This is a genomic window from Agrobacterium albertimagni AOL15 (assembly GCF_000300855.1).
Classification (GTDB): domain Bacteria; phylum Pseudomonadota; class Alphaproteobacteria; order Rhizobiales; family Rhizobiaceae; genus Allorhizobium; species Allorhizobium albertimagni.
Genome location: NZ_ALJF01000028.1, coordinates 1 through 10,700, shown reverse-complemented (window position 1 = coordinate 10,700; position 10,700 = coordinate 1). Strand labels below are relative to the sequence as shown.

At 56.9% G+C, this 10,700-nt stretch carries 11 protein-coding genes and 3 other annotated features; of the genes, 4 read left to right on the top strand and 7 right to left on the bottom strand.

Annotated elements, in window-relative coordinates:
• The 5 genes from QWE_RS24115 to QWE_RS25530 all read right to left on the bottom strand — a co-directional run.
• On the bottom strand, positions 1-403 hold a 403-nt coding region (locus tag QWE_RS24115; RefSeq protein WP_006728803.1), incomplete at its 3' end, for a universal stress protein.
• 13 nt (positions 404-416) lie between these two features.
• Positions 417-1,922, bottom strand: a complete 1,506-nt coding sequence (locus QWE_RS24110) for a SulP family inorganic anion transporter (RefSeq protein ID WP_006728802.1) — start codon at positions 1,920-1,922, stop codon at positions 417-419.
• Positions 1,923-2,086: 164 nt separating this feature from the next.
• Positions 2,087-2,137: a sequence feature (sul1 is cis-regulatory element that is thought to sense ions involved in sulfur or methionine metabolism; They are found in Alphaproteobacteria), on the bottom strand.
• Between the two features lie 78 nt (positions 2,138-2,215).
• Complete coding sequence (locus tag QWE_RS24105; RefSeq protein WP_006728801.1) at positions 2,216-2,932, bottom strand: spermidine synthase family protein; 717 nt, start codon at positions 2,930-2,932, stop codon at positions 2,216-2,218.
• Positions 2,933-3,122: 190 nt separating this feature from the next.
• Positions 3,123-3,647 (bottom strand): macro domain-containing protein, encoded by a 525-nt coding sequence (locus tag QWE_RS24100; RefSeq protein ID WP_006728800.1) that lies wholly within the window; start codon positions 3,645-3,647, stop codon positions 3,123-3,125.
• Positions 3,631-3,867, bottom strand: coding sequence for a hypothetical protein (locus QWE_RS25530; RefSeq protein WP_040300944.1), 237 nt, complete (start codon positions 3,865-3,867; stop codon positions 3,631-3,633). Before QWE_RS25530 ends, QWE_RS24100 begins: the two co-directional genes overlap by 17 nt.
• Before the next feature lie 290 nt (positions 3,868-4,157).
• Positions 4,158-4,210, top strand: a sequence feature (sul1 is cis-regulatory element that is thought to sense ions involved in sulfur or methionine metabolism; They are found in Alphaproteobacteria).
• Between the two features lie 248 nt (positions 4,211-4,458).
• Between QWE_RS25530 and QWE_RS24090 the strand changes: the two genes are divergently transcribed.
• Positions 4,459-5,070: a hypothetical protein gene (locus QWE_RS24090; protein WP_006728798.1), complete on the top strand. Its 612-nt coding sequence runs from the start codon at positions 4,459-4,461 to the stop codon at positions 5,068-5,070.
• A gap of 44 nt (positions 5,071-5,114) precedes the next feature.
• Here the strand turns inward: QWE_RS24090 and gltA are convergent, their stop codons facing one another.
• Both gltA and QWE_RS24080 read right to left on the bottom strand, forming a co-directional pair.
• Positions 5,115-6,404: a citrate synthase gene (gene gltA, locus QWE_RS24085; protein ID WP_006728797.1), complete on the bottom strand. Its 1,290-nt coding sequence runs from the start codon at positions 6,402-6,404 to the stop codon at positions 5,115-5,117.
• Between the two features lie 285 nt (positions 6,405-6,689).
• A complete protein-coding gene (locus tag QWE_RS24080; RefSeq protein WP_006728796.1) occupies positions 6,690-6,923 on the bottom strand; it encodes a DUF4170 domain-containing protein in 234 nt (77 codons plus the stop codon).
• A gap of 264 nt (positions 6,924-7,187) precedes the next feature.
• Positions 7,188-7,240 (top strand) — a sequence feature (sul1 is cis-regulatory element that is thought to sense ions involved in sulfur or methionine metabolism; They are found in Alphaproteobacteria).
• 209 nt (positions 7,241-7,449) lie between these two features.
• Here QWE_RS24080 and QWE_RS24075 point away from each other — a divergent pair.
• The 3 genes from QWE_RS24075 to QWE_RS24065 form a co-directional block, all read left to right on the top strand.
• Positions 7,450-8,706, top strand: a complete 1,257-nt coding sequence (locus tag QWE_RS24075) for an SAM-dependent methyltransferase (protein ID WP_006728795.1) — start codon at positions 7,450-7,452, stop codon at positions 8,704-8,706.
• Positions 8,707-8,818: 112 nt separating this feature from the next.
• Positions 8,819-10,285 carry a SulP family inorganic anion transporter gene (locus QWE_RS24070; protein WP_006728794.1) on the top strand — a complete coding sequence of 489 codons (1,467 nt, stop codon included), beginning with the start codon at positions 8,819-8,821 and terminating at the stop codon, positions 10,283-10,285.
• A 13-nt stretch (positions 10,286-10,298) separates the two neighbouring features.
• Positions 10,299-10,700, top strand: a 402-nt coding sequence (locus QWE_RS24065) for a universal stress protein (RefSeq protein WP_006728793.1), incomplete at its 3' end; no start/stop codon positions are given.

Sequence of the window (10,700 nt, the reverse complement as noted above, 5' to 3'; positions counted from 1 at the left end):
CGAAGTCCGCACCCTCACCACGCTTGCCGATGACGATGATGTCGGCATTGGCTTCAAACTCCAGCACGGTGTCGACCAGATCACCGTTGCGAAGCTTCGTCTCGACATTGGCAACGCCGGCCTCCTGGAGGCGGGTCTTGGCGTCATCGAGCAGAAGGCGCCCCCGCGCATGGGCGACCTTGGCCTTCTGCGCATCGAGTTCCGCCAGTTCCTCGAGAAGTGCGGTACGGGCACCGAGCCCGATATTGCCGCTGAGGTTGACGGGCTCGGAGGCGAGATCCCGCCTGCCGATGACGTGGAGGAGCTCCACGGTCACGTCGGCCTTGCCAGCAATCCAGGCGATGTGGTCGCATACGCTTTGGGCATAAGCGGAGCCGTCAATCAGTCCGAGTATTCTTGTCATTTTTGATCCTCCCTCAGTGGCCCATCAGGCGTTCCATGGCGCCGGGCTTGTCATGGATGGCGAGCTTGTCGACAATGGTCTCGCTTGCCTGGTTGAGGCCAATGATCTCCACATCCGCGCCTTCACGGCGGAACTTGAGCACGATCATGTCGAGGGCCGCGACGCTGGAGATATCCCAGATATGAGCATGGCTGACATCGATCGTGACCTTGTCGAGGGCTTCCTTGAAGTCGAAGGCCTTGTTGAAATCGTCGACCGAGGCAAAGAACACTTGGCCCTCTACCGTATAAGTTCGGTGCATGCCGTCAGCCGATACAGCCGAGGTGATGCGGAAGATCTGCGAGATTTTCCAGGCAAAGAAGACGGCCGACAGAAGCACGCCGATCAGCACACCGATGGCGAGGTTGTGAGTGTAGACGACACCGATGACCGTCGCGATCATCACGATCGACGAGGAGCGCGGATGATCCCTAAGGTTCCGGATCGAGGACCAGGAGAAGGTGCCGATCGAGACCATGATCATGATGGCAACGAGCGCTGCCATCGGGATCTGGCTCACCAGATCGCCCAGCACCAGGATCATAAACAGCAGGAAGACACCAGCACAGAAGGTCGAGAGGCGACCACGGCCACCGGACTTCACGTTGATGATCGACTGGCCGATCATCGCACAACCCGCCATGCCGCCGATGAAGCCTGTTGCCGTATTGGCAATTCCCTGGCCCACACATTCGCGGTTCTTGTCGCTCGGCGTGTCGGTCAGATCATCGACGATCTGCGCCGTCATCAGCGATTCCAGAAGGCCGACGGCTGCCACTGCCACGGAGTATGGCAGGATAATCATCAGCGTTTCGAGATTGAACGGGATCTGCGGGATCAGGAAGATCGGCAGGGTCGACGGCAGCTCGCCCATGTCGCCGACGGTGCGGATGTCGAAACCGAACCAGATCGAAAGGGCAGTCAGCAGCACGATGCAGACCAGTGGTGAAGGAACTGCCTTCGTCAGGTATGGGAAGAGATAGATGATGCCGAGGCCAGCCGCGACCAGGATATAGGTCAGGACAGGGACGTTCGTCAGTTCGGGCAGCTGCGCCATGAAGATCAGGATGGCGAGCGCGTTGACGAAGCCGGTCATCACCGACTTCGATACAAAACGCATCAGATAGCCGAGGCGGAAGATGCCGGCGATAATCTGCAAAAGGCCAGCGAGCACTGTGGCTGCCAGCAGATATTGGAGGCCATGGTCGCGCACCAGCGTGACCATGAGGACGGCGGTGGCAGCCGTTGCGGCCGAAATCATGCCCGGACGGCCGCCGACGAAGGCGATCAGGACGGCGATTGAGAAGGAGGCATAGAGGCCGACCTTCGGATCAACGCCGGCGATGATGGAAAAGGCAATTGCCTCTGGGATGAGGGCGAGTGCCACAACCAGCCCGGCCAGTACGTCCGCCCGGATGTTGCCGAACCATTCGGTTTTGAGGGTTCCTATGAAATCGCGATTCAAGGTGTTGGTCTCCATGCCGGCGACGATGGGAGGAGGTCGATCCGGAGTTGATGTGGTTGATTGTTCACGTCGCGCGCACGGATAACGATCGCTTCGCAATGGACTGGGCCAATAGCAGATTTATGGCTTAGAGAGTTCCGGCGGGAACTTTGCAAGACAGCAGCGATGCGGGATTTTGTGGGTTGCCGGGGGATAGGCGCCCGGAGAAGCCACCCGTGAACGGGTCCGTTGACTGCGGCAATATTGCGGCAAATCGATCCGAAATCAAGATCAAATCGAAGCGTCGCGATGGTGCTTCTGACAATCGATCACACCTGGGCGATGTAAACCGCCTGTACGGTCTCATTTCCTTGTATCGGATTGTGGAACCGCACTTCCTCCGCGCGTGCCTGCGCAAACACTTGGCCTAGAACCCGAGTGAAGCCTTCTTCCGGCGGTTCGTTGGACCAAAGCGCGAACACTCCACCAGGCTTCAGCTGTTCCAGAAGTCCCGAGAGACCATCGGCAGTGTAGAATTCAAGATTGCTCGGATGGAGAGCCTTGCTCGGCGAGTGATCGACGTCGAGCAAGATTGCATCGAACCGGCGCGCTGGATGTTCCGGGTCAAATGACTCTCCCTTTTTCGCCATATCAAAGAAATTGCCAGCGATCAGACGGGTTCGTGGATCGCCGGCCACCGCGCCGCTCAAGGGCAGCAGTCCCTCGACATGCCATCCGATTACTTCAGGGAGTGCATCGATCACCAGCAGCGACCGGACACGTGGATCCTTCAAAGTGGTGGCGGCTGTGAACCCAAGGCCAAGCCCGCCCACCACGACATCAAGATCCGAGCCGATGCCCGGTTGATCCAGAGCGATGGTCGCCAAGGCCTTCTCGGACTCGGTAAACATGCTCGACATGAGAAAATCGTCGCCGAGCTTGATCTCGTAAATTTCCCCACCTGAGGCGGGATCGATCCGCCATCGCAACGTCAGTGCCCCCAGAGGCGTCGGCCTATAATCCAGTTCCTTGAAAAAGCGGCTCATTGAGCTATCCTTTTAAATCCGGCACAGAACCGGAAACTCACGCTGATATTGCGGGGTTGAAATTCGGTCCGTGTAGGGTATCATAATGGTCAAGAGATTTGCCTCCTGCGTTGACCACGGATGTACTGGCAACGGTGTTGAGGCAGATGAGGAAGGTCGGGCTAAGTCCCGGCCTTTTGCTTTTGTCGTCTCACAAATCGGACGCCGAGTTTGTCCCAGGATCCGAAGCGGCAGCTCTGATGAGATGGCGCGGTAACGTGTTCAGTTCGAGTGCGCTGGACAATGCAAATCTGATGACTTCCAAGTGTCCGCCACGTCGGGCGTAATCAACAACGACCTCAGCGGCAATCTCGGCGGCCTGCGAGACCGGTATTCTTGTGATCATCCCTTTCGTCAGGGGCAAGGCAACAGACCGTAGATACTCCTGTTCGCAGAGCGAAATTGCATTCTCCAGACAGCACTTGATGATCTCTGCGGCGAGTTTATCGTCCAGAGCTTCCGGCCCCCTTGCCATGATCCTGTGCCTGCCTGGGACACCGGGCAATGGTTCAATCACGGACTGGCCCGGACGAAGAACGGCGCCGGGCACCAGCATAGCCGCTGCGCCATCTTCACGGGTGTCAGGATAATAATAAAAGAGCGCATCGACGTCGCTCTGATGGTCGACGTCGCTCTGCAAACATTCGATCAATGTGTCGTTAACCGCGAGTTTCACGTTCAGGTCCTCCCTTATTATTGCGAATATGGTGCCCGGTGAGATTCGGACTTTTCCTGTTTTTTTGACGCAGGTAGTCGATCTTCTGCGCAAGCGCGTGTTCCTCGACATCGCGCACGCCAGGAACAAGCCGCCTGATCTCCTGGAGCGTAATCTGCGGCTTCCCGATCAGAAGACGCGCGATCAACCTGTCTATTTGCTGACTGAACCTTGATGCCATTGAATGGCCTCCAATTTTGCATGAATCCCGAGTGACGCGGTGCAACAAGGGACATCAATCAGATGCCGGAGCATCTGTTGCTGAAACGGACGACCTCACGGTTCGCGCCGCTTCTGCCGCATGCGAACCAACATCAAAAAGGCCGTCCCAACAATATCGGGGACGTTCGGACTCTAACCCGCCAATTTACCTTTGTGTAGAAGAAAATAGCGCCGGTCCGCCGGGTTCGAACTCTTTGTCAGCTGATTTTCACTGGTTTTAGCTAATTTTTCCATGTACCATGTGAATATCACGGACCCGCTACGGCGGGTGGCTTCACCGAGCGCCTATCCCTCGGCAACCAGCGCATCCCACTCTTTGATGAGCAGAGGGCGCCGTTGATTCCCCTGAGAGATCCCACACGCTTTCCATGCCAGACACGGACGACAACGTAAGTGCAAAACGCGCCTTGGAAAACTGTGCTCAAGGGGTGCAGCACGATGGAGTATAAAAATAGTTAGTTTTCCGAAGTATACGACGTTTGAACGCCCATGGTTTTTTCTTGTTGCGACGCTTGCTGGTGCTGCTGCCCTGATTTCCATAGACATATCAATGCATGGATTTTCTCTGGAGCTTACACGAGAGTTTGGCGCTATCGAATTGGCGTCTGCTTTGCTTTACGCTTTTTCTGCCATGCTTTGGCTATGGACCCGCACGGGTCAAATGTGGCGATATGCATGGCAAGTTCCGACCATTCTTCTGCTGATGATGGGCCGAGAGATTGACCTTGATAAGCAGATTACGAGTGTCGGAATTCTCAAAAGTGAGCTTTATCTTACCGCCACGGCTCCCCCCTTCGAGCGCATTTTTGGATTGCTCGTACTTGCGTTTTTAATAGTCACGATAGTCCGCCTTGCCATTGTGAATGGGCCAGAACTGCTGGCTGGACTTAAAGCTCGTGCGCTGTGGGCTTCAAGCCTAGCCATCGCAGCATGTCTTGGCGTACTTTCTAAGTCTATCGACGGCCTCTCGCGGAAACTCGACGCTTTTGGTATCTCGATTGATAGCCAAACGTCGACAGCTGCTGCAGTGACGGAGGAGATAATGGAACTCGGAATCCCGATAATGGCTCTGATTTCCATCATCAGTTCCATCCGTTCCGGAGGCTCGGCCTCCATAGTGGGGGCGGGTAGCGTAGGTGCCAGCCAGCAACGACGCGCCTGACCAGGGCGCGTGGAGCTGATAGCCGGCTTGCGGGATCAAAAGGTCTATCGATTAGACACGGAAACATATTTCCGCTTCGGCGCGCCGGTGTACAACTGGCGGGGACGGCCGATGCGCTGCTGTGGGTCTTCGATCATCTCGTTCCACTGTGCGATCCAGCCGACGGTGCGGGCGAGTGCGAAGAGAACGGTGAACATGGTCGTCGGGAAGCCGAGTGCACGCAGCGTGATGCCCGAGTAGAAGTCGACGTTGGGATAGAGCTTCTTCTCGATGAAGTAGGGGTCGTTGAGCGCGATCTTCTCGAGCTCGAGAGCCACCTTCATCAGCGGATCATCGGCATGGCCGGTCGCTTCGAGGACCTCGTACATGGTCTTCTGCATGATCTTCGCGCGCGGGTCATAGTTCTTGTACACGCGGTGACCGAAGCCCATGAGACGGAACGGATCGTTCTTGTCCTTGGCCTTGGCGATGTATTCCGGAATGCGGTCAACCGAGCCGATTTCCATCAGCATGTTGAGGGCGGCTTCGTTGGCGCCACCGTGAGCGGGGCCCCAGAGGCAGGCAATACCAGCCGCGATGCAGGCGAACGGATTGGCGCCCGACGAGCCGGCGAGGCGCACGGTCGAGGTCGACGCATTCTGCTCGTGATCGGCGTGCAGGATGAAGATGCGGTCCATCGCGCGCGAAAGGACCGGGTTCACCTGGTAGTCCTCGCAAGGCACTGCAAAGCACATGCGCAGGAAGTTCGACGCATAGTCCAGATCGTTCTTCGGATAAACGAAGGGCTGGCCGATGTGATACTTGTATGCCATCGCAGCGATCGTCGGCATCTTCGCGATCATGCGCAGCGAGGCGACCATGCGCTGATGCGGATCGGTGATGTCGGTCGAGTCGTGATAGAAGGCGGAGAGTGCGCCGACCGTACCGACCATGACCGCCATCGGATGGGCGTCACGGCGATAGCCGGAGAAGAACTTGCTCATCTGCTCGTGCACCATGGTGTGGTGCGTCACCCGATAGTCGAAATCCTTCTTCTGCGCTGCCGTCGGCAGTTCGCCATAAAGCAGCAGGTAGCAGACTTCCAGGAAGTCGCCCTTGTCCGCGAGCTGCTCGATCGGATAGCCGCGGTGCAAAAGCGTGCCTTCGTCGCCGTCGATATAGGTGATCTTGGATTCGCAGGATGCCGTGGACGTGAAGCCCGGATCGTAGGTGAACGTGCCCGTGTGCTTATAAAGGGCTGCGATGTCGATGACGTCAGGGCCGATCGTGCCGGCCTTGACGCTCAGGTCGACAGTCTTGTCACCGAGTTTCAAAGAAGCGCTTTTGTCCGTCATGCTGATCCTTTCATGTTCATTACCGTGGCGCTTATACGCGGCGCGACGAGCATGCCCTGGTTATAGGTGAGCCTTGGCTCGTTGGGTTCGACTGGCTACTGGAGGCTTTTTCTATCCTCGTCCCGGGATTATCTTCATGGCCCGGCGTAACTGCAATTGCGGGTCGCATTTGCTCAGAACCAACCTCTCGGGATGGTTCACCTTCCAGGCTTTCGTGGTGCCGGAAGCAGGCTTTGGAATCTACTATTCGGGTTGCCGCCTTAGTGGACGGTCTCGTTGTGCGATTTATCGCGCGGGCTCAAGAAGCCTATGCATGTGTACGATAAAGTATCGCATGGCAGCGTTGTCGACAGTTTGCTGGGCTTTGGCACGCCATGCAGAAAGCGCCTCGGCGTAATTCGGGAAAATTCCTACAATCTCGAGCTTGTCGAGATCCTTGAATTGCGTTCCTTCAAGGCTCGTCAATTCGCCACCAAAAACCAGATGCAGTAGTTGTTGCTCTTCTGAAGCAATGGTCATCTTAATTCCTTTCAGGTTATCAGTTGGAGGTGCCACTTGGACAACTGAACAGAATTATACCTGGGTCGTTTGGCATACGGCATGTGCAAATGTCCAGCCTTGCGACACCGTTTCAGAGGCTTCGTGCTCTCACTACCGGCGGCTGGCGCACCTTCGTGAGTGGCTGATCGGCAAGTAAGCAAGGCCGGGTGATCTTGTCATGCGCTGAATGCATAGCAGATATGCCTTGCAATCCGGGCCATTCTGCCACAATGATGCCGTTATCACGGACCCGCCACGGCGGGTGGCTTCTCCGGGCGCCTATCCCCCGGCCACAAGTTCACTCCATACAGTCGTTTCGACTGCCTCGAGTCCCCGTTGGTTACTTCCATGGAAAATTTCCTCGCCTGAAACCCGTCTGTTACGCCGGTCTTTTTCGCCCGGCATGGCGTTTATCGGTGATCACGTTCAAACGGCGTATTCGTAACCTGAATATGCCGGCAGTTCGCGCGTGCGTCCATGGAGAACGACATATTCAGGATATTGAATGTCATCGTTTTTCGATCGCTTTGTTACACATCACATCAAGATCGGTCATCTGACGATCATCTATCCATCAGGCCGTCGCGCCACATTTGGGGATCGCACTGGCGAGCCCATCACGCTTCGCATCAAGGACGCGGTGACACTCTGGTCGTTGATGCTCAATCCCGAGCTCGCGTTCGGAGAAGCCTTCATGGACGGAACGCTCGTTGTTGAAGAGGGCAATATCTACGCTTTTCTCGAACTGGTGTTCACGAACACCAGTGTCAATTCGCTGACCGGCCCGGCAAGGTTTCTTCGCGGGCTTACGGGACTGCGCAAGCGGTTCCACCAGTATAATCCGGTTGATCGGGCAAAAGACAACGTGGCCCACCACTATGACCTCGACGGCTCCCTCTATCGACTGTTCCTCGATAGCGACAGCCAATACTCCTGTGCGTATTTCGAGGAGGCCGACAGTTCCTTGGAAGAAGCGCAACTTGCCAAGAAGCGCCACCTCGCAGCGAAACTCTTGATCGAGCCAGGCCAGAAGGTCCTCGATATAGGTTCCGGTTGGGGTGGTCTGGGACTTTACCTCGCGGAAATGACGGGGGCTGAGGTCACTGGGGTCACGCTTTCGCGAGAGCAATTTGCAATCTCGAACCAACGGGCACAGGCGCGCAATCTCGCCGCGCATGCGCGGTTTCACCTGAAGGACTATCGGCATCTCGAAGAGCAATTCGATCGGATTGTTTCCGTGGGAATGTTCGAGCATGTCGGCGTGGGCCACTATGACGAGTTTTTCTCGAAGGCCCGGTCTCTCCTGAAGCCTGATGGTGTGATGGTTTTGCATTCGATCGGGGTCAGTGACGGGCCATCCCATACCAACCCCTGGGTCCACAAATACATTTTCCCCGGCGGATACATTCCGGCACTTTCAGAAGTGGTGCCCGTGATCGAGCGCCAGGGGCTCGTTGTCTGCGACATCGAGATCCTGCGCCTGCACTACGCCGAGACCCTGAAAGCATGGCGAGATCGCTTCATGGCACGACGCGAGGAAGCAGTCGGGCTTTACGACGAGCGTTTTGCCAGGATGTGGGAGTTCTATCTTGCCTCGTCGGAGTCGGCATTCCGTCACCAGGGCATGATGGTGTTTCAGATCCAGCTTGCTCGAGAACAAACCGCAGTGCCGCTGCGACGCGATTACATCCAGGAAGCCGAACACAGGCTTCATGAAATGGAAGCGTCAGCGGTCGCTCAGTCCAGCCGCGCCGCGGAATAAATGCACATCGTATTCATTGCCGTCACCATCTGGCGGTCAACACCCACACGCCGCCCGCTTGCGAACAGCGGAAAGGAGAAGTCCCATTTTGTCGAATGATACATTAACCCGGATGCGAACCGAATGGTTTGGCAACATCAGAGGCGATGCGCTTGCGGGCCTCGTCGTGGCATTGGCCCTCATCCCCGAAGCCATCGCCTTTTCGATCATTGCCGGCGTCGATCCAAAGGTCGGCCTTTATGCCTCCTTCTCGATTGCCGTCCTAATCGCGTTTGTCGGCGGGCGGCCTGGTATGATCTCCGCCGCAACCGCTGCAACCGCTGTTTTGATGATCACTTTGGCCAAGGAACATGGTGTCGAGTATTTGCTGGCGGCAACCGTCCTGGCAGGCATCATTCAGATCGTCGCCGGGATCTTCAAACTCGGCTACTTGATGCGTTTCGTGTCAAAGTCGGTGATGACCGGTTTCGTCAACGCGCTCGCCATCCTGATCTTCATGGCGCAATTGCCGGAACTGACGAATGTTCCCGTGCTCACCTACGTCCTCGTGGCTGGTGGTCTCGCGATTATCTATCTGCTTCCCTACCTCACGACCGCAATACCGTCGCCTCTCGTTTGCATCGTGGTTCTGACTGCCCTTTCGATTTGGTTCGGATTCGACATCCGCACCGTCGGCGACATGGGCGAACTGCCGTCGACCTTGCCGATCTTTTTGATCCCGCAGATCCCGTTCAATCTCGAAACCCTGATGATCATCCTGCCTTATTCCGTAGCGGTTGCCGTCGTTGGTCTGCTGGAATCGCTGATGACGGCGCAGATCGTCGATGATCTGACCGACACCCCAAGCGATAAGAACCGTGAATGTGTAGGCCAGGGCATCGCCAATACGGCCACCGGATTTTTGGGCGGCATGGCGGGTTGCGCGATGATCGGCCAGTCAATGATCAACGTGAAGTCCGGAGGCCGCGGGCGACTGTCCAGTTTTTGCGCCGGCGTTTTCCTGCTCTTCATGATCCTGGTCCTGGGCGAATGGGTCAGCCAGATCCCGATGGCAGCGCTCGTTGCCATCATGATCATGGTCTCGATCGGCACCTTCTCCTGGTCCTCGATCAAGAACCTCAGGGATCATCCGCGCTCGTCGTCGATCGTGATGATCGCGACCGTCATCGGTGTTGTCTACACCCACAACCTCGCCATTGGCGTGTTGATCGGTGTACTGCTTTCGGCCGTCTTCTTCGCCTGGAAGATCTCGCAGATCTTCCGTGTCACCTCGGCGGTGTCGGCTGACGGCATGCACCGCACTTATACGGTCGAAGGCCAGGTGTTCTTCGCCTCGGTCGAGGATTTCAACAAGGCCTTCGACTTCAAGGAGGCCCTCGACAAGGTCACGATCGATGTCAGCCATGCTCATATCTGGGATATCTCCAGCGTCGCGGCCCTCGACATGATCGTGCTCAAGTTCCGTCGTGAAGGCGCGGATGTGGAGATCATTGGCCTCAACCAGGCAAGCGAGACCATCGTCGACAAGCTCGCCATCCATGACAAGCCCGGCGCTATGGAACGCCTGATGGGCCACTGAGGGAGGATCAACAATGACAAGAATACTCGGACTGATCGACGGTTCGCCCTATGCCCAAAGCGTATGCGACCACATTGCCTGGATCGCAGGCAAGGCCGACGTGACGGTGGAACTCCTCCACGTGATCGGCAGGCGGGATCTCGCCTCCGAACCCGTCAACCTCAGCGGCAATATCGGCCTCGGTGCCCGCACCGCACTTCTCGAGGAACTGGCGGAACTCGATGCGCAGAAGGCCAAGGTCGCCCATGCGCGGGGGCGCCTTCTGCTCGATGACGCCAAGACCCGCCTCCAGGAGGCCGGCGTTGCCAATGTCGAGACGAAGCTTCGCAACGGTGATCTGGTCGACACCGTGCTGGAGTTTGAAGCCAATGCCGACATCATCGTCATCGGCAAGCGTGGTGAGGGTGCGGACTTA

Excerpts from the sequence above, each read along its gene's own strand:
- QWE_RS24110 (WP_006728802.1), bottom strand. The coding sequence starts at position 1,922 with ATGGAGACCAACACCTTGAATCGCGATTTCATAGGAACCCTCAAAACC.
- QWE_RS24075 (WP_006728795.1), top strand. The coding sequence starts at position 7,450 with ATGTCATCGTTTTTCGATCGCTTTGTTACACATCACATCAAGATCGGT.
- QWE_RS24090 (WP_006728798.1), top strand. The coding sequence starts at position 4,459 with ATGCATGGATTTTCTCTGGAGCTTACACGAGAGTTTGGCGCTATCGAA.
- QWE_RS24080 (WP_006728796.1), bottom strand. The coding sequence starts at position 6,923 with ATGACCATTGCTTCAGAAGAGCAACAACTACTGCATCTGGTTTTTGGT.
- gltA (WP_006728797.1), bottom strand. The coding sequence starts at position 6,404 with ATGACGGACAAAAGCGCTTCTTTGAAACTCGGTGACAAGACTGTCGAC.
- QWE_RS24105 (WP_006728801.1), bottom strand. The coding sequence starts at position 2,932 with ATGAGCCGCTTTTTCAAGGAACTGGATTATAGGCCGACGCCTCTGGGG.
- QWE_RS25530 (WP_040300944.1), bottom strand. The coding sequence starts at position 3,867 with ATGGCATCAAGGTTCAGTCAGCAAATAGACAGGTTGATCGCGCGTCTT.
- QWE_RS24070 (WP_006728794.1), top strand. The coding sequence starts at position 8,819 with ATGCGAACCGAATGGTTTGGCAACATCAGAGGCGATGCGCTTGCGGGC.